Below are 21,648 nucleotides of genomic sequence, written 5' to 3' on the forward strand. Positions count from 1 at the left end.
CGGTTCAGGATATTGTCTGACTCGACAAAAGCCCCTTCCGCTGTTTTCAGCATAGATTTAGTGTCTGAAATATTACGCATTGCCACATTCATGCCGCGAACCTGGCTGTTCAGACGGGAAGCAATCTGCATACCCGCTGCATCGTCAGATGCAGAATTGATGCGCTTGCCTGTGGTCATACGCATTGCAGAAACAGTCTGTGATGCATTAGCACGGTTCATTGAGTTGATTGCTGACATGCTTGAAGCATTGGTAAAAATGGACATGGCCATGAGAGTATTTTCCTCTGTTCGGGGCTAACCATTAGCGCCCGTGGTACTGAGGAAAAGCGGCCCATAACAAGACAAAATTAAATAAGTGCCATAAAATTATTAACTAACCCATTTTTCACAATATAAAGAAGAACTTTATCTTTAACCTTATAAAAGCTAAAAACGTATAAAATTAATATTCGATTTTCATGCTTAATTATTCATTACAATAAAACAATAACCTTCATTGTTTTTTTCTTGCAAATAGAGAAACAAGACACTTATTACTCTAATAGCAATTAAAAAATCATACAAATCATGGCAATAAAAATACCCAATGATTTAGTTGATTATTTTATCCAACTTGAATCATAATATTTATGTGGTGAAAGTCGGATTTTAAAATAAATTCATCTCGAATGAGTTAAGAACCGTTTCTATTCAGGCGGGTTATCCTGCAAAGTTTTACACTTAGCATAAATACTTAAATTCTTTTTTACCGACTCAGGCGATATGTTGTCATCGTGTATTTTCTTCGACATTTTCCTGTGTTAACACTTGGATAGCAATACGGCTATCGTCACTTACAACTACTTGCACATAAAAATGATAAGAAAAAAATATGTCGTTAATGACTACGCAATCAACCTGATTTCGGGATTTATTACCCATAGAAAGACAGGGGAAACAAAGCGCCTTGGCGAATATCAATTAAAATTAATCACTGTGCTGCTGGAACACGTAGGTGAAATATTATCCCGCGATGAGATAACAGATTTAGTGTGGCACCGCCGTGTTATTGGCAATAACAGTTTACCGAATGCAATTCATACTCTGCGTGTCGCACTGGGTGACGAAAACAAACAACAGCGCATTATTCAGACTATCCCAAAATTGGGTTATTTACTGGACCCTGCCTTTTGCGAAATAATTGAAGAAGAAGAGGAGGAAGAAGAACAATCAGCAGAACCACCAGAAGAACACTCAGTCATTCCTCAGACCGAGCATCTTGCTGATAATCTTACCGAATCTGAAAATGACAAGAGCAAAATTCACAGCTTGTCATCTATTTCAGCTGACGAGTCGCCATTAGAGAAATCTTCAGAAACCACGGTTATTGTTGATCCGCGCGTCAATGAGGAAACTGCGTTTCCCCCTGCCACTACAGCGGTTACAGCCCAGTTACAGGGAGCAAAAAAACATTATGCTCTGAATCGTTGGGTGGTTATTTTGTTGGTATTGCTGCTCATCATTATGGGGGCCGGTAGTAGCTATTTCTTCTATAAGGAGACCACAGAACCCAACTATCAGGCGGTAGAACAAGACCAAGGGATGTACAGCAACATCCGTATTTTCCAGTTGGTTGACTCACAGTTATCATCACAAGATAAAGAAAATCTTAACCGGCGCTTAAAAGAAACTTTTTACGTTATAAATAAGCAATTAAAACCGATAAATATGCATATTACTGTTTATTATTTCGTGTCACTAAGGCGTTTAGATGTTAATTTTTCGATAGAAAGCACCTGTGAAAATAAGCAACTGGCTATGACTATCTACCATTGGCGTCAAAGCGAACAGTCGCTCAATAATTTGATTTACCAAGAGATGGGGAGAAAAATCAATGAAATGGCTCACTGTTAAAAACGGCATAATGCTGACGACTCTAGTGCTATTTCTTTCATTAGCGGCCCGGGTCTCTTCTGAAATTAGTCCGCAACAACCTTTCCAGGCCCAACTGCAAATAGGCTTCTATGATTTGTTGTCGCAACAAAAAGAGATATATGACGCCCGAATTACAACAACACAAAGTGGCGTGATCAGTACAATTACTAGTCCTAATGATAATCGTTTTATTTTTAAGGGTAAATTTACCGTGAACGATGCCTCAAACGGCCAGCTCAGTTTTGGTTACAGCCCAATATTTTTTAATAACCCAACATCCGGTCGTATGATTGATGGCTTTTTAGATTATTTAGTCCATAACACCGTGTATATGACACCAATGGTCATTGATGGGCAATCATTGTTATTTGGCCAAAGTGGTATTGTGTTAGGAGACAAAAAAAAGGGAGGATAATTATCCCCCCTTTTATTCAATCTATTATGCTAAGTGGAGTTAACCCAAAAGTTAACTTCCTAGTAAATTTCTTACTGTTGAGTTGTGTATATTTCCTTGTCCATGTAGTGCCTGTAACAACAGGTTATAGTGCGTTTTCCCCTCAGCTAATTTACCTGCCAATGACTCTGCCATTAACTGTACTGAACGTGATGAAGAGAAGTTACCCATACTTTCAATGCTTCTGTGTACCTTTTGCTTATGTTCATTAAGCTCCCGCATTTGCCCAGTCATTTGAGTTAATGCCTGTTGCATACTGCCCAAATGCTTTTTAGCCTCCAGGGGCTGCTCGGTAATATGGCGAACCTCATCAACTAACGCAGTCTCAGCCGTCAGCATTAACGGTTGCATATCACTGGAACCAAAACGATGCCCCTCACCACGAACATGCAGTTGATTAATTCCCTGCCAATCTTGTTCGTCAATACTAAATCTAACCTGCCCATGTGGGGTCAGTTCGCCGTGAATACCTAAACGCCCCAGCCCTTTATTCAATGCCAATAAATTCTGGCGAATATTACCCTCGGCAGGAAAACGAATAGCAACGACTTTAGTTTCAGCACCTTGAGAAGAAAAAAGTAAAGTTTCTTCCTGTGATGTTTGCAATACACGATTAGCATCCTGCCAACTAAAATTAACTTTTACTGTTTGCTCCAGCGCGATATTTAATTGCCGATCAACTGTATTGGCCGAAGTTAATACCCGACGCTGCAACCAATCAACTGTTTTCTCGGCTAATTGCTGAACTTCAGTGCTGCCTTTCCCCTGTTGTACTGCATTATGCAATTGCGCAATTTGCCGCTCAGCCTCATGCAAATACCGGTCAGCTTGCTGTAAAGAGGTCAACTGCTGATTAAGCTGCACGTTATAACGTAATGGCTGGCTGGATATAAATGGCGAGTCTGGGAAGTTCGCTTTTACTTTACTCTGCTTATCACCATTAACAGCTTGATGTTGATGAACAGCCAGCGGGTGACTGGATGCTTTGTTTCCACGAAGCCCTTGAGTGGTATTAAATCCTACCTGCATATCAATTATTCAGCTTATATAAAGTTAAAAAGGGAAAGTTTGTTAATCTCGGCATATATTTGAAAAGTGTGTTGTAAAGCAACTCGCTGATTGATTAATTCATTATTCTTTTCCATAATTTGAGACATATTTAACCCAACCAACTCACTAGCAATAATACTATTGGCCTCTGTATTTTCTGTATGGGTATGCGAAAGTAACTCAATACGATTTTGGCGACTCCCTAATTCTGTTTCTGTAGCGGCCAGATAGTTGGTGGCATCATCAACCAAACCGAGAGCATCTTGTAACTTACTGGAATAAGTGGATTTATCTGAACCATTTTTCATTTCCTCACACAAGGCTTTAAGCTGAGTCAGTGTGTTCTGCCCCCCCACAGATTGCAAACCAAAGGCTTCATGTATGTGGGTATTTTCACGAACACTTATCCCATTTGCCGTCGTCGTTTCGCGGTAATCACTATTCCCAGCATAGCTATACTCGCTAGTAGTCGCATCATAACTAACAGGTGAAGTATCTGTATTGGTGCCAGAGAAAATATAGCGACCTTCACCACTTTTACTGTTTAAGAATGTCACAATAGTTTCTAAACGAGCACCGATAGAATTACCGTAACTTGCCATATCTAAACTCCCACGGCTATCACTCGCAGCCGACAGTAGTTCATCTTTAATATCTGTTAATTCATTTTTTAATGCAGTGACACTTTTTTCCTGCTTGGACAAACTGTTATTTAACCGGGTTATATTTTGTTGATATTGTTCGATCGCCGATTGTTCTTGCTCTAATTGTGCCATCCATGTGCTGGCAATGGGGTCGTCAGAGGGCACAATAACTTTACGATGGCTATTTATCTGCCTTGATAGCTTCTCTTGCGCTGCGTTACTATTACTAGCCGACTGCTGCACGGCTGTCGCCATCATTGAAGTAGTTATTCTCATTGAAACATCCTTATTCTTTATTTATTTTCAAAATAGGGCTAATAGATCACGGAATAATTGATCGCCGGTGGAGACAACTTTAATATTAGATTGATAAACACGTTGATATTCCATCAAGTTTATGGCTTCTTCGTCTTTATCAACGCTACTAACACTGTCGCGCTCACGAATCGCCTGATTTAATACATCTCTTGCGGCTGTTAACTCGGTTTTATTACGGCCACTCGCCACACCAACATCACTTAATAACCCAAAAGCAGCATCACTTAGTTTTGTATTCTGGATACCATTGAAAGTGATTGGTTTATCTTTAATCGCAATTAGTTCGTGTAAGTTGGTGTTATCGCCAGGCCCATTACCGCTGCCAGCCAATGCCAATTGTTTTAAGCTGATAGCATTAACTTGTAATATTCCTTTGGGATTGGTTGATTGAAAATCAAATAGCTCAACCCCCGTATTACCTTCTAAATCTGTCCCCAACAATAATTGCCTGTTAAATTCTGTTGCCAAGTGATTGGCAATATTTTGAATAGTCTCTTGCACCGAGTTCAATATGCCGGTTTCATAATCATGTAAAGAGCCAAGTTGGCCACCGCATGACATATCTATGAGTGATTGGGTGCCAACGAAATTCAGATTAAGGCCTGGCCTCCCCACATTAGCTGTTATAGATGCCGCAGTAGATCCACTAACCAGTGGCTGACCATTTTTTAGGGAAAGACTCAAACTCCCGTCTTTCGCCTGAATAGAGCGAGTTTCAATCAAGGTGCTTAATTCATTTATTTTCTTATCACGATTATCTATTAATGCGTTGCTGTTGGTACCGATTGAATCTAAATGCACAATTTTCTTGTTATAATCAGCAATCGCACTGGTCAGCACATTAATTTGATCAATACAACTTGCTCGCTGGTTGGCAATTGACTGTTTTTGTTCAGAAAGAGTCATATTGGTATTATTAATACGTAAGGCAAGGGCATCTGCCCTATTGATAATATTTTGGCGCTGCGGCAATGAATCAGGAATTAATGTGGCACCATCCAAGGCAGCATAGAATTCATTTAACCCTTTAGATAAGCTTGTGCTCTCAGTCGATACCACAGACTCCAACTTATCTAAATAACGTTGCTTACCATTGAAATACGCACTCTGGCTATTAGCCTGCCACTCTTGTTTGACCAAATAGTGATCCGAAATACGTTTAATGCCGTCAACATTGACGCCATTGCCTGCATATGCCCCCACACCAGAGGCTCCTAGCGCACTTTGTTCTGCCCGCTGACGCGAGTAACCTGGAGTCTTCATGTTCGCCACATTCATGGCTGTGGCATCAAGGTGAGCCTGAGCTGCTTTTGTTCCACTAAGTGCAGTTTTGATGAAATTCATGCTGTTCCCTATTGTGATAATTTTTCAGTTATTACCTGTTTTGCTGTTAAAAACGGCTATTTTGGCTCCATCCTTAAATAGCCGGCACGGGAAAGCTATTTAGAACCCAACTGTTGAATCAGCAAATGCGCAATGCCGCTGCTGCGCTGCGAGGCCAAAGTAGAAGCCAGTTTGTCATCGTAAAAATCCCGCATCATGCGCTGCTGCTTACTGTTAAAGGGGTCATCATCGGCGGCCAGGGCCTCTGCGGCTTTGCGCATCTGTGTCAGTAAGGTGCGCATAAACAGCGCCTCAAATTGCACCGCCGCCTGTTCTAAGTTTTCGGGCCGTAAATCGCCGGAAATACTCCCCGGCATCACCGGGGCTGATTTATTAATTGCTTCAATCATATATGTCCCCCAAAGAGGTTGAGCTAAGATTAGCGGCGACTGAATAATCAAAAATAATTGATATAATTCAATTTGTTGGATTGGTTATCAGCCAACCGCTACACCTTGTAAGATGCAAGGGATGCTTTAAATCACCACCAGTTCAGCATCTAATGCACCGGCTTCATGCAGGGCTTGCAGTATCGCCATGATGTCATCGGGAGAAGCACCTAAGCTATTGATAGTATTTACAATAGTGCGCAACCTCGTGCCATTGGGTACTATTACCATCTGATTGCGGCCTTTAGTGACTTCGATATCACTCTCCGGCGTGGTAGTGGTTTTACCTTGGCTTAGTGGATTAGGTTGACTGACGTTTTTCTTCTCGCGAATACTGACCGTCAGATTGCCGTGAGATACAGCAGCAGAACGCACGGTGACACCTTCGCCAATCACTACCGTGCCGGTACGTGCATTAAACACCACACGCGGTGATTGCTTGCCGGCATTGATTTGTACATCTTCCAGCAGTGACATAAAGGAGACGCGGGCACCGGGATCCTGCGGCGCATTCACCATCACATTGGTGGCACTTTGCGCCACTGCCGTATTGGAGCCAAAGGCCCGGTTTAATGCTAATGCCACATTGTTAGCCGATTTAAAACTAGGCCGTTTTAGGTTAAGTACCACCTGGCTGTTGCTTTGAAAATCACTCGGGACCTCGCGCTCAACACTGCCGCCGTTGGGAATACGCCCCACCGTTGCCGTGTTCACCGTTACGCTGGAACCACTGTTGCCTTCGGCTTTGATGCCGCCAACAATCACATTGCCCTGCGCCAAGGCATACACTTCACCATCGGCACCGCGCAGTTGGGTTAGTAATAATGTGCCGCCGCGCAAGCTTTTGGCATCACCAATGGAAGACACAGTAATATCAATGGATTGGCCACGAGCATAACCCGGTGGCAGGGTGGCGCTGATAGCCACTGCCGCCACATTCTTCACCTTGGGGTCCATTTTCTCTGGCAACTGCACACCAAACTGGCGCAGCATGTTCGCCATCGACTGGCCGGTAAATTTCACCTGATTTTTATCACCGGAACCATCAAGACCCACCACCAGGCTGTAACCCACCAGCTGGTTGCCACGAACCCCTTGAATATCGACTAAGGTTCCCAGCGGTTGGGCTATCGCCACTGGCAGAGCAAACCACAGCCCCACCAGTACAAAATAACGTCGTAACATGTTGGCTCCTGCTTAGATTGGGAACAATGGGTGGTTAAAGAAGCGCGTCAACCAACCGGCTGAGTTAGCATCACTAAGCGCACCACGACCCGCGTAGGAAATACGCGCATTGGCGATACGCTGAGAAGACACTGAATTATCCCGCTCAACATCATCGGCCCGGACTAAACCAGTAACCCGCATATACTCATCCCCTTGGTTAAGGGTCAGCCATTTTTCTCCTCGGATGACCAGCACCCCATTGGGTAATACCTGATGTACCGCAACAGTAATGGAACCCCGCAGCATATTTTGCTGTGCCGAGGTCGCGCTGCCGTCAAAATCTCGTTTTCCGGAAATAGAGCCACCAAGTTTGTTCAGTTTTTTCCCCAGAATTTCTGGAATACCCAGGCTCATTTCATTCTTTTTGCCAAAGTTGGTTTTCGCCTGTTTACTCGACTGGGTGGACTCATCCAATTTGACGGTCAAAATATCACCCACTCGGTACGCGCGTCGGTCTTGCAACAGTGACCAGTTATAAGCGGGCTGAAACAGCCCGCCTCCTTCTTTGACCGTAGTCTGTTGCACCAGATTGGCCGGTGGTGCAAAGGCAGCATCGTCTTTATGCACCTGCAACACCGGGGTTTCACAACCACTGAGCACCAGCATTAACGGTATAAATAGTAAAAACCTTTTCATTCATCATTCACTTTTCAACTGGGATGCTGGCGGTTAGAGTTTTTGTGTCACAAACTTCAGCATATCGTCGGCGGCGGAAACCATTTTGGCGTTCATCTCATAAGCACGCTGTACGGTTATCATGTCGACCATCTCTTCAACCACTTGCACATTGGAACCTTCCAGTGAACCGTGTTCCAATTGACCGAAAGCTTCCTCCCCCGGCACACCTTCAACTGCGGTGCCACTGGCCACAGTTTCTTTATACATATTGCCGCCAACCGCTTCTAAACCGGCCGGATTCACAAAGTCGACCAGTGTTATCTGCCCCAACTCGGCGGGCTCTGACTCACCACCGACCTGCGCGGTCACCGTGCCGTCTTTGCCGATGGCTAAATTGCTGGAACCTGCTGGCAACTCAATTTGCGGGATCAACGGCATCCCTTGTGCATTAACCAGCACGCCATCAGCATTAATCGCTAAATTGCCGGCACGGGTATAAGCCAGGCCGCCGTCACTGGTTTCAATCTGGAAGAAGCCCTTGCCAGCAATAGCCACATCAAGCTCGCCTTTGGTGACCTTAATATTGCCGACGGTAAATTGCTTTTGTGTCCCCACCACTTTGACGCCACTGCCAAGCTGAATGCCATTTGGCGTCGCATTGTTTTGATCCAGTGGTGTACCGGGGGTGCGTTGGTTTTGATAGAACAAATCTTCAAATACCACGCGGTCGCGCTTAAAGCCGTCAGTATTGACGTTCGCCAGGTTGTTCGAAATGGCGTTCATCTTGGCATCTTGTGCTGCCAAGCCGGTTTTACTGACCCATAAAGCAGGATTCATAAGTACAATTCCCTAGTGTAACTATCCATTAAATAAGCATGTATTGATGCGGGCATTAGCTGCCGCGAATCATTCGGTTACCGTTTTGTGCCAACTCTTCGGCCACTTTCATCATTTTGATTTGCGCTTCAAATTGGCGACTGAGGGAAATACTGGCGGTCATTTCGCTGATGGCGGAAATATTGCTGCTTTCCAGATGTTTACTCACCACCTGAACATTTTCATCACGTGGCGCTGCACCACGGCCGGCCACTAATAGCCCAAGGTTATTTTTGCTGAGCTGATTAACCGGAATATCCACCAGTTTGATGCGGTCAACATCTGCGGGCATTTTGATGCCGCCATCTTGTGGAATAATGGCGATGGTGCCGTCATCAGCAACCGAGACACTGGAATAAGGCGGCAAGACAATCGGGCCGCCATCTCCCAACACGGCTAAGCCATTGATGGTCAAATCACCGTCAGGGCCGACATCCATTTGGCCATTACGGGTATAAGCCTCGCGGCCACCACTGAGCACCGCAATCAGCCCACGGTCTTTCAGCGCGATATCCAGTTCCCGGCCGGTTTCTTGCAAACTCCCTGCGGTCATATCGACGCCGCCATTTTGGCTAAGTACCGCCACGCGACTGTTGTAGCCGCCGCCCGGTACCTGAGTCGCCGTGGCGCGTTCTAAATCAGCACGAAAGCCCTGAGTGTTGACGTTAGCCAGGTTATTGGCATGGATTTTTTGCTGCGTCAGGCTGCGGTTAGCCCCGCTGACGGCGGTATAAAGGAGCTTATCCATTACAGCACCTGGAACAGCGCGTTCATCATGCTGTCATTGGTGCTGATGATTTTGGTGTTCGCCTGGTAATTTCGTTGCGCCGTCATCAGGCCAACCAATTCTGCGGTTAAATCGACGTTAGAGGCTTCTAATGCGCCCGCTTCAATGCTGCCTAACATGCCCGAACCCGCTTCGCCTAATAATGCTGCGCCCGATTTACTGGTTGCACTCCAGGTGGTGCCATTTTGAGCCGCTAAACCATTAGGATTGGCAAAATTGGCTAATACCAGCCTGCCTTGCAGCATCCGCTCACCATTACTAAATGTGGCATAGACCGAACCATCATTTTCAATGCGCTCACCATTTTTACTCCCAGAGGTATAGCCATCGCTTTTATTGGTGGTAGGAAGAAAATTAGAGTCGAACTGCGTGGTGCCAGCATAGTCAACATCAATAGAGTAAGGGGCGGCACCTGGTGAGCCGTACCCCCCACTGATAGCCATGTTGTTACCTAAGGTCAGAACCCCTGAAACATCAAAGACAAGGGTATGTGACGGGTTATTGGCAGGAATAACACCATCAATGGCGGTATAAACTGTCCACTCACTGACAATTGGAGCAGGAGGGGCGAGGGGGCCAGGGGGTGGTGGTGGTGCATTCTTAACAAAATATTGTGCCACCGCATGTTCACGGCCTAATGAGTCATACACCGTCGACATAGACATATTGTTATAGCTGTCTGGATTACTTTTATCAAAAGCAGCAAGGGGGACGGCTGCACCGGCGGGCAAATTCGCCATAAAGTCTATTTGGGTGGAAGCTTTTGCTGGCAAGCCAGCGGTGCTTACCTTCAGATCACTGATAATACCAGTCTGTATATTGCCAGCAGCATCAACCGGATAGCCTTGTAATTTCATGCCACTGCCATTGACCAACATGCCACTTTTATCACTGGTGAACATCCCGGCACGGGTATAGGCCTCGTCACCGTTACTGTTTTTCACCACAAAAAAACCATTGCCGGCAATGGCTAAATCCATCGCATTACCGGTTCGGTCAATCGAGCCGTCTTTATTAATACTTTGTGAAACGCCACTGACAGCAACACCCAAAGGCTGTGATTGGGCATACATTGAAGCAAACTCAGTCCGGCTAGCTTTAAAACCTTTGGTGGCGGAGTTGGCAATATTGTTACTGATAGTGCTCAACTGCTCAGTTACAGCACTCAGACCGGTATTGGCAATACTAAAACTCATACAATTTTCTCTTATAAAATAATAGGTTATTTTTATTGGCTTACCGATATGACATTAAAAATGCCAATACTGGGTTAAATACCAAACTGTTTGATTTTGCGGTATGGCACCTCGCCAATACCGGCGACATTCAACTGCGCCGCCCCGCCTTGTGATGGAATGCGCACCGAGTTGACCGCACCGGCTAATTCCACCGGAATTAAATCTTCCCCAGAGCTACTCACGGCACTGAGTTGGTATTTGCCCGGTTTAAGTTTGTGTTGCGAGGGATCAAGGGTGAAATTCACACTGCCAGCGGATTGCTCGCCCAAATTGATCGGATGTTCGCGCCCAGCGGTATCAGTCAGATACACCACTACGTCCGATGCGGCTTGCTGCAAGGTAAGACGCCCACTTTGCTTCTTGTTATCTAACTCAATAGTGCCGCTCTCAACCATCACGTTTTGCCCAACCAGATTGGCCGTGGCCATGGCTTGCATTTTTTCCATCTGCACAGTGTTACTTTTCAGCAGTTTGGCCATATTTTCAGTGGATTGAACCTGTGATAACTGCGCCATCTGGCTGACAAACTCGGTGCCATCTGTTGGGTTCAGTGGGTCTTGATTCTGAATTTGCGCCACCAGCAAGGTCATAAACTGGTTATTAAGCTGATCACCGGTGATGGTATCCCCTGCAGGTAGGAGAGAATTTCCAGAATTACCTGATAAGCTTTTGTTTTCATTAATATTCATAATTATCGTTCTCCAAGCCTCAACACGCTTTGCTGCATGCTTTTCACACTGTTAAGAACTTCAACATTGGTTTCAAAACTACGTGAAGCCGACATCATGTCTGCCATTTCCGAAACCACATTAACCTGCGGATAAAAGACATAACCCTGCGGGTTAGCCAGCGGATGATTGGGTTCATAACGCTGTACTGACCCGCCAGTTTCCACTACATCCAACACCTGCACCTGCGCCCCACCAACACCACCAGGTGCCGCAGCACTGCGGGGGGAATACACCGCAGAAAATACCGGGCTGCGCGCTTTGTATACCGTGGCCTCTGACGCGGCTGGCGACTCAGCATTAGCCAGGTTACTGGCGATGGTGTTCAGCCTGATGGTTTGGGCCGTCATCGCGGAGCCTGATATGCGATAAATATTGTTAAATGACATCCCTATTTCCCTTCAATCGCATGCTTCAATCCCGATAATTTCATATTGAGGAATGACAAACTGGTTTGATAATCGAGGGCATTTTGTGAAAAATTTGCCTGCTCGACATTCAATGCCACGGTGTTGCCATCCTGTGAGGGTTGATAAGGCAACCGGTATTTCATTTGCGGTGATGTCATCCCAACCCCACCTCGTTTTGCCCGTTGCATTTCAGCGGCAAAATCAATATCTTTAGCCTGGAAATTTGGCGTATTCACATTGGCCAGGTTGGCGGATAGCAGCTCTGCTCTGGTAAGTCGAAGCTGCATCGCCGCAGGGTGAACCCCTAATGCTTTCTGAAAATCAATGCCCACAAAATACGTCCTAATTTGATGTTTAAAGGCTGTTGTTGCACGAACTCACACCCAATAATGCAAACAACGTGCCAGGTTTATAACATCATGATTAGAAACGTTTTATCGAAATTTAACCGCCATAAAGGGAAGCAATTTTTCCCCTCAGCAATGACTTTTTTCATCCGCCGTTACTGCCGGGGTGTCTGTCTCTTTATTTGTCTTATCCCCCTGTGGGCGAGCACTGCACACAGCGCTCCGACCAACACCCGAAAACAGGTGTATGCGCAGGCCTTGCAAGCAGCCAGCGCCGACCTTAGCCAAACAGCCAAAAATAAAAATTGGCAGGGCTACACCGTAAAAATGAATATTTTTATTCCTACCGAAGTCAGCCGCTATAAGCTGTGCCAGAGTGCGCTTCGCGTAGCCGCCCCTCTCAATGGGCAACGTGATTTGTCGCGTTTACGCTATGACATCAGCTGCGGTGATGGTCAGGGCTGGGAAGTGGCCGTCACAGTAAAACCGGATATCTATCTGCCGGTTTGGGTGGCAAAAAACACCCTTGAGCGCGGTAAAGTGGTGGCCCCAAGTGACATTGAATTAAAGAAGAAAAATATTTCGGCAGCACAAGGCAGCTACATTACTAACCCGGATGAGATAGTGGGATTCACTGTCAAACGGCGGATCCGTAACCTGCAAATAGTGACATCGGCACAGTTGGAACAACCGGTTTTAGTCACCCGAGGTCAGCATGTGGTGATGATTGCGGAACAAGATGGCATTGAAGCCCGCATGCTAGGTGAAGCTCTGAAAAATGGCCGTAAAGGGGAGCTTATCAAAGTGAAAAACCTGAGCAGCAAACGCACGATTAGCGCCATTGTTGAGGATATCGGCAAAGTGAGAATGCTAGGGATTACGAATAGTTAACCCTTGGGCATGAAGAGTTAACCCCTGGGGGCATGAAGAATTAAGTTTTAGCCGGGCTGTGACGCTATACCCAAGTAACTGAGTTGCAACCGACAGCGGCGCAACTTCAAGAAACAAGGGTATATTTACCACAAAACAGCAGCGCTAAGCTCACCGTTCGGCAACTGACTATAAGGTGATTTTATATGGAAATTAATACACACAAACAACAAATGATGTCGGCTACATCCGTCGCAAAAAATGAAAATGCCCCAGTAATTCAAGCGATAGCCCCCATTAAAGCCATTGCTGACACCACGCAACATACTGCGTCCACAGCTGACCTGCACAAGCAATTGCAGGCAATGCCAGAAATAGACGGCGAGCGAATTGCAGCGGCTAAAGCAGAGATTCAAGCGGGCCAAATTCAGCTTAATAGCGCAGATATTGCTAAAGCGATGATCAACTTCCACAGGAACTGACCCAACAATGGAATCTGAATCGGTAAAAAAACAGCATAATATTAAGCAGTTATTGGTTTCCATTCAGGAAGATCGCAAACGTTATATTGCCCTGGAAAAGTTACTGGTTAAGCAGCGGGAATTAATGGTTAAACATGATTCTGAAGGATTGAAATTACTGAATCCAAAGTTAATGGAACTGTATAATACTATTGATAAAACAGCCACTGAGCGCCGGTTACTCATGCAAGAATTACAGTTGCCGACCCATAAAGCGGGTATCCATTTATTGATATCTCGCTTGCCGGCACATTATCGTGAGCATTCCTATGCTTTATGGGCTGATTTACGTTTGCGGGCCGATGCTTGCCGCCAGCAAAATCACCATAATGGTGTACTGCTCAATATGCAGATGGATATCCTATCTACATTGACAGAAACAAAATCAGATTTTCTGTATGCGGGTTGATGCTCTAAATAGCCTTTATCCACCCATTTTTATCACATTGATATTATGGGATATTCCCCCTAATAAATCATCGCCATAGTGTATTAACCGCTATGGCGATTTTTTTATCGCCTGTCATCTTCCACTCAAATTATTATAAAAAAGCACTCCAATTGAGTGCGCCAGATTGATGACAATATTTGGCTGATAACAATATTTGGCTGAAAACAATGTTTGATTGAAAACAATGTTTGACTGAAAACAATATTTGACTGAAAAAAATGTTGATTAGCGGGAAATAGGCCAAATGGGTTGATGCGGCGCGAAGAATGTCAGCGGGTCATCAAACAGGTAAGGTAAGAACAGGCCGCCCGCGCAAAGCGGGGGATTAACGAGCAACCTCAAGCACTCAAATTGAATGCTTGAGGTTGCCGGTCATCTTATTATGCAGTGCGGCGCAGCCAAGTTTGCACCGCCTGAGCATCCGTGGCTTTCTGCTCACTGCGCCCTTTGGCCAACTGACGCAATTCTTGTTGTTGCTCCAATACTACCGCCACGGTTTTTTCCTGCAGGGCTTGCTGTTGCAACTGAAGCTGCAACTTAGAGGCCTCAATCTTTGCCAGGATATGTTCCTGCTCTTGCCAGTCAATCACTCGCTGAATATGGCTTTTATAGCGAGCATTATTAACCATTTGTGACGCCGCCACTTTGGTTGCGCCGTCCTTGGTCAGGGTTAATGATAAATGCGCCAAGGAGATAAGCGCATTAATATTATTTTGATAGCGCTGGCACAGCTGCTTTTGTTGTGCCAATTGGCTACTCGATTGATTTAATGCCTGTTTCCGTAGCTGCTGCAATTGTTGCAGTGTTTTGATCATATTCATTTAGCATACCACTCTGATTTTAACTTGCTGATGATGGATAGAGAGTATTTAGATGCTCTAAGGTTGCCGCCAGTGTGGCGGGTTGGCTTACTTCCTGGCGCAGAAAATCAATAATCGCTGGGTGGTACTGCACCGCCTGATCCACTCGGGGATCCGCCCCCGCAACATATCCTCCCAAAGGAATCAATGGTTTGATTTCCATATAGTCGGCATAGCATTGCTTTAAAAATCGCGCCGAGAGGATCTGGTTATCCGGCGATATTTGATTCATACAGCGGCTGATTGACTGGCTGATATCAATGGCTGGATAGTGCCCGGCCTCGGCCAGTTTTCGCGTCAATACAATGTGCCCATCCAATACGGCTCTGGCGCAATCGACAATGGGATCCTGCTGATCATCGCCCTCCGCCAGGACGGTATAAATGGCGGTCATGGTGCCGCTACCGCTGCTGTTACCCGCACTTTCGGCCAGACGAGGAATAATGCTAAAGGCGGAAGGTGGATAACCTTTTGTTGCCGGTGGCTCCCCCAAAGACAGCGCAATTTCCCGCTGTGCCATGGCATAGCGAGTCAGAGAATCCACCAGCAACAACACATCTTTGCCCTTATCACGATAATAAGTGGCGATGGAATGACACAGCTCAGTGGCCTTAATGCGCATTAGCGGAGATTCATCGGCGGGGGCGGCAATCACTACCGACTTTGCCATACCGCTGGCTTGCAATGAATGCTCGATAAACTCTTTAACTTCCCGGCCGCGTTCGCCAATCAACCCCACCACCACCACATCCGCTTGGGTATAGCGGGTCATCATGCCGAGCAGCATACTTTTGCCCACGCCGCTGCCCGCCATCAATCCAACCCGCTGCCCTTTGCCAATGGTGAGCAGGCCATTAATGGCTTTTACGCCAACATCCAGCGGCGCACTGACGGGCTGGCGTTGCAAAGGGTGAATTTGCGGCAGTTGCTGTTGCAAGGGCGTATCGCCACTCAATGGCCCTTTATCATCAATAGGTTCGCCCAGGCCATTGACGACACGCCCGAGCCAGCTGTCACCTATCATTAACTCGCCGTCCAGATAACTTGGGAAGACCCGCGCGCCCCCTATCAAGCCATCGGGTTGTTTGAAAGGCATCAGGTAAGTCACCTCCCTATCAAACCCGACAACTTGTGCATCAATAAATGTGGCCGCCGCACTTTCAATGCGACAGCGCTGACCAATAGCCAAGCGGCAGCCCACACTTTCCAGCAAAATGCCGTTAACCCGCACTAACCGGCCAGCAACTCTGGCCAGATTAATGTTATCGATAGATTTCAGCGCATCATCCAGTGACGCCAACTCACTCATGGTCTTGATCCGGCAATAAGCTGCTCTTCAGTGCATCAACACATTGGTCTAAACGATGCTGACAACCCACATCAATTTCCGTGGTGTCCGTGACCACACGGCACTCGCCGCTGACCATATCAGCATCGGCAACCAAGCCCCACTGTTGAACTTTCTCTGGCGCAACATCCTTGATGCGGCCCAGCTCTGTCGGGTTCAAATACACTTTCAACTGTGTTGGTGCGGCGGGCTGCGCCGCTAAAGCTTCTTCGACTAACGCCAGTAATTGTGCGGGCTGCAACGCCAATTCACACCGAATAACCTGACGGGTGACTTTCTCGACCAATTGCAGCAATTCATCACGACGGCGGGTTTCATAGTTGCGAAAATAGTCATGCATTTTCGCAATATAGCCGGTGAAAGGTTCGATGGCGTCATTAAAGCGGCCACTTTCTGCCTCGCGTCCTTCCACCCGCCCTTGCGCCACGCCGTCTTCATGACCTTGGCGAATACCTGCCTGATATCCTTCTTCTTTTCCCTCTGCCAGGCCCTTACTAAAGCCCTGGCTAACCCCTTCCTGAAACCCCTCCATTAACTGTTTTTGGTATTCCACCGGATCCATTGCCAGCTCGCCCTCCGATTGGCGATTCTGGCGGTTTTGGCGCAGTGGTGGGAACTGATGGACGCGCACATTCATTTCGCCGGAGCGTCGGCCGTTTTTTGTCAACATTACCTTACTCCATCGTCTGTTCAGCGAACAATTGCACTTGGATATCGCCCGATTCTGCCAACAGGCGAACTTGTGCCATTATCTCTTTGCGCACATGTTCGACACGACTAACCGGTACTGCCCCCATACGATTGGTGGCATTTTGCAGTTGTTGTATCTGGCGTTTTGGCAGCACATCATAGATGGCTTGGCGCAGCACCGGCTCGGTGCCTTTTAGCGCAATCGCCCAGTCACTCATCGGGATATCATCCATCAGGCGCTGCAATGTCGCCTCACTTTGACGACTAAGGATAAAGAATTCATACATTTCATCCTTAAGGTCATTCAAGACAGTTTCATCGCGCTCACCCAATTGTTCCAGCAACTGCTGCTGATTACCGGGAATGCGATTGACGATATTTGCCGCCTGCTTAATCCCTATCACTTTAGAGCCATGCTCTGACAGCACCGCGACGCCGCGTTCAATTAGACGGTCCAGCTCATCGACAACATCGCGGTTCACATCATCAAGCTTGGCAATGCGGTACAGCACATCGTCCTGACGGCCTTTCTCCAGATAGGACAATACTTCTGCCGCCACATCTGGGGGTAAAAAGGCCAGAAACACGGCCTGTAATTGCAAATGTTCTTGCTCAATCAGCGCCACCAACTGAGGGGTGCCAACCCACTGTAACCGCGTCATACGATGGCGAATTTCATCGCCATAAATGCCATTAATAACACTTTTGGCGATATCGCTGCCTAAGGCCTTATTTAAAATTCCCTGAAGATAGCTGCGAGATGCCCCATTAATCCCACTTTGTTCCCGATAATCGACGAAGAAATCATCCAAGGCCTGCCGCGCATGGTTCAACTTAACACCATGCAGGCGAGACATCATTTGGCTGATGCATATCACCTCTTCACGACTCAGTTTCTGCATCACCTTGGCCGCAGCTTCTTCACCAATACTCAGTAATAAAATGCCGGCCTGCTCCAGGCGGCTGCGAATAGGCGCAGCTGCTGGGGCAATATCACTGACGATCGCATCATCATTCTGATTGGGGTTTAGTTCGTTCATTATTATTAATCCATTGTTTAATGACTTCGGCGACGCGTTCAGTTTCTGACTGAGCCAGTTTTTGCAAGTGGCTGATTTTTGTTTCTAAACCAGAACCTTGCGGCGGCAAATTATCACTTTCCTGGAATGAGGAACCCGACAACGTCTGCTCCAATGACGTGCTGCTGTCAGTGGCGGTCTCAATAATCCCAGCATTCTCACTCTCTTCTGCCGACGCGCTATTCACCAGTTGCTGATCCCGACGCGCCAACCGTTTCATCAATGGTCGAACACCGAATAGCAAGAACAATAGTGACAATAACCCAATGCCGATAATTTCAGCCCAGCGGAAGGTCGTTGGGTCTTGCCACCACGGAATAACAGATTCTTCCATCACCGTCGGGGCAGTAAATGCCAGCATATTCAAGGTCAATGAGTCGCCACGTTTCACATCAATACCGGCGGCATCCTCAATTAAACGCTTTAATTCTGCCAATTGTTCCGGTGCCCAATTTTCCAGCGCGGGGGCCGATTTATTCAAGATAACGGCAACCGTCATCTTATCGAGCTTAAATCCGGGGTGGCGTACATGGCGGATATCGCGGTCATAGGTATATTTGCGCTGTGCCTGACTGCGGCTAACCGCTGTCGGTGCGGTCATATTTCCGGGCTGAGCAACAGGCTGATTACTTAAAGAGCCAGGGACTCCCATTGCCATGTCATCGTTGTTATTTTCCTGCTGAATATTTTCATCGCTAATACGTGGCTCCGGGCCATAGCGCTCCAATGTTTCTTCAATGCGGCTTAAATCCAGCTGCGTTGCTACACTGATGCGATAATTATTGGCCCCCACTACCGAGCTCAACAGATTGGCAATACTTTTCTCCGTGGTGCTCTGCAAATAATGGGCTAAATCAGCCCCACTTTTCACACTCGGCATCCCGCTACTGTTGGCCTGATAAGCTTCTGACAGCAATTCTCCGTGTTGATCAACAACACGAACATTGGCGGCTTTGATACCGGGCATGCTGCCCGCCACCAATTGGACAATCGCGCCCACTTGTTCCGGTTTTAGAGCCTGACCATACTTGAGCCGCAACACCACGGAAGCACTACTTTCAGCACGATTACTAATGGCAAAAGAGCTGGCTTCACTCATCCCCAAATGAACTCGGGCATAATCCACGGCAGTTAATGCCATGATGCTTTGCGCCAATTCCCCTTCCAGACTGCGTTTGTAACGAACACTCTGGATAAACTGGCTGCTGCCCAGCATAGTTTCTTTATCCATAAGTTCGTAACCCACTGGCAAGGTTGCAGTTATCCCTTTTGCTGCCAGTAAAATACGGGCTTTGCCTAACTGATTTTCAGCTACCAAAACCTGGCCATTATCAGGATTAATACGATAAGCAATGGCCTCTTGGTCGAGTACCTCAACCATTTGCGCTACTGGAATATTCTCCTGTGAGCCAAAAAGTGCGGTATAGCCCTGCGAACTGCGCCAAAGGCTGAAAATAATCGCGCCAGTAACCAAAATCGCGGCAGCGCCCATAAGAAGATTTTTTTGATTATTATCCATCTTGGTAGAGGATAATTTTTGTTTGATTTTCTCTAACACCGATTTGCCCTACAACGCAGTATTCATGACTTCATCCAGTGCAGTGGTAAGTTTATTACGCACCTGCACCATCGCGGAGAAAGCCACACTGGCTTTCTGACTTGCTAGCATCGTGCCGGTTAAATCATCACTAATGCCCATATCCATGGCGGTCTGCTTATTGCTGGCCACATGTTGTAAGTTATCCACACTGTTAATTGCGCCCTTGAATACCTGGGAAAAAGCAGGCGAATTCCCCTCCTTTCCCTGAGCGAATATGTTATTCCCCGCAGGCTCAGGGGACGCAGCATCGAACTGAATGCTGCTGCCGGCCATTGCCGCCATTTGTTGCATTTCCAACATCACGGGTAATTGCAGGCGAGGCATATTGATAGCTCCGACTTTATCCATCTTTTTTCCTCTTATGAGTAACACTCAATGTCGATACCATCTTCACGCATATTGGCCAGTCGATATCGTAATGCTCGGGGGGTAATACCTAAAAATGCGGCAGTCTTGGATTTATTTCCCTGGTGTCGTTGTAGTAAATCCACGATATATTGATATTGGGCTAATCGCCCACGCAATTTAATATTGCTTTCATTATCAACAGGCTGAAAATTTGCCGCCGAAGGTGTCAGATGATGACTTACCGACTCACTTGTTTTTGATACAAAATCATTTGCCACAGACAGGCCTAAATGTGGAACATCTATCAGGCCGTTATTACTCATAATAATCCCTCGCTGAATGACATTTTCTAACTCACGCACATTACCCGGCCAAGGGTATGCCTGTAACTCATGTTGAGCCTGTGGCGTAATATTTATTTTTACGTCCAGGAAGTTCCTATATTTATTAAAAAATGCCTTTACCAACGGCATAATGTCTTCTGGTCTTTCACGTAAAGGTGAGATATGAATAGGCACCACCGACAGGCGATAATAAAGATCCTGACGAAAACGCCCTTCAGCGATTTCAACACTTAACTCTTTATTGGTTGAAGCAATAATCCGGATATCGAGAGGAATACGTTTATGGCTCCCTAAACGTTCAACTTCTTGCTCTTGTAATACGCGCAATAACTTAACTTGCAGGGCTAATGGCATATCACCAATTTCATCCAGTAATAGCGTCCCGCCATTAGCTTGTTCAAATTTACCTGCAACACTGGTGACAGCCCCGGTAAAAGCACCTTTTTCATAGCCGAATAATATGGCCTCCAGCATATTCTCAGGAATAGCGGCACAGTTTACCGCGACATAGGGAGAATTCTCCCCCATCGCTTTCTGATGAATATATTTGGCAACACACTCTTTCCCTGTCCCTGTCTCCCCGGTAATTAATACCGGAACATTAAATTCAGCTACCCGACGAGCAAGGGAAAATACACTCACACTGGAGGGCGCATTAGCGACAAAACCATGTTCACTCTTAGACGACATATCCACAGTCATATTCATCATAATGTAATTACTCCCCAGTGAAGCTAATGAAATGCGTTCAACAAATAATAAAACGACACAAAAACAGCATTCTTAATACTCTTAGAAAGAAAAAAGCAACTGCCCAGACGCATTACTAAAAAACGTATTAAGAAAAGATATAAAACATTGCGTCAAACTATAAGCATTCTGTTGAAAATCAAGTAATTAAATAAAAATTAAATAAATTAATCTAGTGAAAACAACAACTTATAAATAAGTTATTAATTTGGCAATAAAAAACAAATAAATTAATAAAGTAATTAGCATTGTACTTAATTGTAATCTCAGGTTTAATTTACTCCTTGATAAATTCAAGTCATAAATGAATTACCCGGATGCGTAAGAGTATAAAACGTCCTTTATCCTAATAAAATTTAGTGGATAAGATACTTATCACTCTGTAATAGATATGACTTACTA

General features: G+C 46.1%; 24 protein-coding genes and 2 pseudogenes. 5 read left to right on the plus strand and 21 right to left on the minus strand.

The genetic code is table 11. The features are described from left to right. Positions 1-272: flagellin N-terminal helical domain-containing protein (locus YROHD0001_RS01375; protein ID WP_004716598.1), on the minus strand; the 272-nt coding region annotated here is incomplete at its 3' end. Between the two features lie 585 nt (positions 273-857). Here YROHD0001_RS01375 and YROHD0001_RS01370 point away from each other — a divergent pair. Together YROHD0001_RS01370 and YROHD0001_RS20605 are read left to right on the plus strand one after the other, a co-directional pair. Beyond that, complete coding sequence (locus tag YROHD0001_RS01370; RefSeq protein ID WP_032818236.1) at positions 858-1,895, plus strand: transcriptional regulator; 1,038 nt, start codon at positions 858-860, stop codon at positions 1,893-1,895. Beyond that, the gene (locus tag YROHD0001_RS20605; RefSeq protein WP_032818238.1) at positions 1,876-2,331 is read left to right on the plus strand and encodes a hypothetical protein; all 456 of its coding nucleotides are present in this window, start codon (positions 1,876-1,878) and stop codon (positions 2,329-2,331) included. The genes YROHD0001_RS01370 and YROHD0001_RS20605 overlap by 20 nt, the downstream gene beginning before the upstream one ends. A 51-nt stretch (positions 2,332-2,382) precedes the next feature. On the opposite strand, the gene YROHD0001_RS01360 is transcribed toward YROHD0001_RS20605, so the two are convergent. The 12 genes from YROHD0001_RS01360 to YROHD0001_RS01310 all read right to left on the minus strand — a co-directional run bounded on the left by YROHD0001_RS01360 (position 2,383) and on the right by YROHD0001_RS01310 (position 12,370). Continuing rightward, positions 2,383-3,399 carry a hypothetical protein gene (locus tag YROHD0001_RS01360; protein ID WP_004716603.1) on the minus strand — a complete coding sequence of 339 codons (1,017 nt, stop codon included), beginning with the start codon at positions 3,397-3,399 and terminating at the stop codon, positions 2,383-2,385. Positions 3,400-3,413: 14 nt separating this feature from the next. Then, entirely contained in the window at positions 3,414-4,340 is a 927-nt protein-coding gene (locus tag YROHD0001_RS01355; protein WP_081452084.1) for a flagellin N-terminal helical domain-containing protein, read from the minus strand. A 27-nt stretch (positions 4,341-4,367) separates the two neighbouring features. Then, on the minus strand, positions 4,368-5,726 hold the full coding sequence (gene flgK / locus YROHD0001_RS01350; protein WP_004716608.1) for a flagellar hook-associated protein FlgK: 1,359 nt from the start codon (positions 5,724-5,726) through the stop codon (positions 4,368-4,370). 95 nt (positions 5,727-5,821) lie between these two features. After that, positions 5,822-6,115 (minus strand): rod-binding protein, encoded by a 294-nt coding sequence (locus YROHD0001_RS01345; protein ID WP_004716610.1) that lies wholly within the window; start codon positions 6,113-6,115, stop codon positions 5,822-5,824. A 126-nt stretch (positions 6,116-6,241) separates the two neighbouring features. Continuing rightward, a complete protein-coding gene (locus YROHD0001_RS01340) occupies positions 6,242-7,339 on the minus strand; it encodes a flagellar basal body P-ring protein FlgI (protein WP_004716612.1) in 1,098 nt (365 codons plus the stop codon). Positions 7,340-7,351: 12 nt separating this feature from the next. Continuing rightward, positions 7,352-8,017: a flagellar basal body L-ring protein FlgH gene (gene flgH / locus YROHD0001_RS01335; RefSeq protein ID WP_032818240.1), complete on the minus strand. Its 666-nt coding sequence runs from the start codon at positions 8,015-8,017 to the stop codon at positions 7,352-7,354. Positions 8,018-8,050: 33 nt separating this feature from the next. After that, positions 8,051-8,836, minus strand: a complete 786-nt coding sequence (flgG, locus tag YROHD0001_RS01330) for a flagellar basal-body rod protein FlgG (RefSeq protein WP_004716616.1) — start codon at positions 8,834-8,836, stop codon at positions 8,051-8,053. 55 nt (positions 8,837-8,891) lie between these two features. Continuing rightward, the gene (gene flgF, locus YROHD0001_RS0118795) at positions 8,892-9,623 is read right to left on the minus strand and encodes a flagellar basal-body rod protein FlgF (protein WP_032818242.1); all 732 of its coding nucleotides are present in this window, start codon (positions 9,621-9,623) and stop codon (positions 8,892-8,894) included. After that, positions 9,623-10,858: a flagellar hook protein FlgE gene (flgE, locus tag YROHD0001_RS01325; RefSeq protein ID WP_004716619.1), complete on the minus strand. Its 1,236-nt coding sequence runs from the start codon at positions 10,856-10,858 to the stop codon at positions 9,623-9,625. The genes flgF and flgE overlap by 1 nt, the downstream gene beginning before the upstream one ends. Positions 10,859-10,932: 74 nt before the next feature. Next, entirely contained in the window at positions 10,933-11,589 is a 657-nt protein-coding gene (flgD, locus tag YROHD0001_RS01320) for a flagellar hook assembly protein FlgD (protein ID WP_004716622.1), read from the minus strand. Between the two features lie 2 nt (positions 11,590-11,591). Next, a complete protein-coding gene (gene flgC, locus YROHD0001_RS01315; protein ID WP_004716623.1) occupies positions 11,592-12,017 on the minus strand; it encodes a flagellar basal body rod protein FlgC in 426 nt (141 codons plus the stop codon). Between the two features lie 2 nt (positions 12,018-12,019). After that, on the minus strand, positions 12,020-12,370 hold the full coding sequence (locus YROHD0001_RS01310) for a flagellar basal body protein (RefSeq protein WP_004716625.1): 351 nt from the start codon (positions 12,368-12,370) through the stop codon (positions 12,020-12,022). A gap of 57 nt (positions 12,371-12,427) precedes the next feature. Here YROHD0001_RS01310 and flgA point away from each other — a divergent pair, with 57 nt between their 5' ends. The 3 genes from flgA (at position 12,428) to flgN (ending at position 14,185) form a co-directional block, all read left to right on the plus strand. Beyond that, positions 12,428-13,276 (plus strand): flagellar basal body P-ring formation chaperone FlgA, encoded by an 849-nt coding sequence (flgA, locus tag YROHD0001_RS0118800; protein ID WP_032818245.1) that lies wholly within the window; start codon positions 12,428-12,430, stop codon positions 13,274-13,276. Between the two features lie 185 nt (positions 13,277-13,461). Further along, entirely contained in the window at positions 13,462-13,737 is a 276-nt protein-coding gene (flgM, locus tag YROHD0001_RS01305) for a flagellar biosynthesis anti-sigma factor FlgM (protein WP_004716627.1), read from the plus strand. A gap of 7 nt (positions 13,738-13,744) precedes the next feature. Then, positions 13,745-14,185 carry a flagellar protein FlgN gene (gene flgN / locus YROHD0001_RS01300; protein ID WP_004716628.1) on the plus strand — a complete coding sequence of 147 codons (441 nt, stop codon included), beginning with the start codon at positions 13,745-13,747 and terminating at the stop codon, positions 14,183-14,185. A gap of 422 nt (positions 14,186-14,607) precedes the next feature. Here flgN and fliJ read toward each other — a convergent pair whose 3' ends face one another. From fliJ to YROHD0001_RS01265, 8 genes and pseudogenes are all read right to left on the minus strand, one after another. Then, the gene (gene fliJ / locus YROHD0001_RS01295) at positions 14,608-15,048 is read right to left on the minus strand and encodes a flagellar export protein FliJ (RefSeq protein WP_004716630.1); all 441 of its coding nucleotides are present in this window, start codon (positions 15,046-15,048) and stop codon (positions 14,608-14,610) included. Between the two features lie 19 nt (positions 15,049-15,067). Beyond that, positions 15,068-16,396 carry a flagellar protein export ATPase FliI gene (gene fliI / locus YROHD0001_RS01290; protein WP_032818247.1) on the minus strand — a complete coding sequence of 443 codons (1,329 nt, stop codon included), beginning with the start codon at positions 16,394-16,396 and terminating at the stop codon, positions 15,068-15,070. Next, positions 16,389-17,105: a flagellar assembly protein FliH gene (gene fliH / locus YROHD0001_RS01285; protein WP_032818250.1), complete on the minus strand. Its 717-nt coding sequence runs from the start codon at positions 17,103-17,105 to the stop codon at positions 16,389-16,391. The genes fliI and fliH overlap by 8 nt, the downstream gene beginning before the upstream one ends. Before the next feature lie 4 nt (positions 17,106-17,109). After that, on the minus strand, positions 17,110-18,165 hold the full coding sequence (locus YROHD0001_RS01280) for a flagellar motor switch protein FliG (protein ID WP_032818252.1): 1,056 nt from the start codon (positions 18,163-18,165) through the stop codon (positions 17,110-17,112). Continuing rightward, positions 18,137-19,762 carry a flagellar basal-body MS-ring/collar protein FliF gene (gene fliF, locus YROHD0001_RS01275; protein ID WP_004716634.1) on the minus strand — a complete coding sequence of 542 codons (1,626 nt, stop codon included), beginning with the start codon at positions 19,760-19,762 and terminating at the stop codon, positions 18,137-18,139. Before fliF ends, YROHD0001_RS01280 begins: the two co-directional genes overlap by 29 nt. A gap of 9 nt (positions 19,763-19,771) precedes the next feature. Further along, the gene (gene fliE / locus YROHD0001_RS01270; protein WP_004716635.1) at positions 19,772-20,152 is read right to left on the minus strand and encodes a flagellar hook-basal body complex protein FliE; all 381 of its coding nucleotides are present in this window, start codon (positions 20,150-20,152) and stop codon (positions 19,772-19,774) included. An 11-nt stretch (positions 20,153-20,163) separates the two neighbouring features. Next, a pseudogene (locus YROHD0001_RS20975) lies at positions 20,164-20,358 on the minus strand (helix-turn-helix domain-containing protein); the annotation flags it as partial. Positions 20,359-20,423: 65 nt separating this feature from the next. Beyond that, a pseudogene (locus YROHD0001_RS01265) lies at positions 20,424-21,204 on the minus strand (sigma-54 interaction domain-containing protein); the annotation flags it as partial. Positions 21,205-21,648 lie beyond the last annotated feature (444 nt).

The sequence above is a fragment of the Yersinia rohdei ATCC 43380 genome (genome assembly GCF_000173775.1).
GTDB lineage: Bacteria > Pseudomonadota > Gammaproteobacteria > Enterobacterales > Enterobacteriaceae > Yersinia > Yersinia rohdei.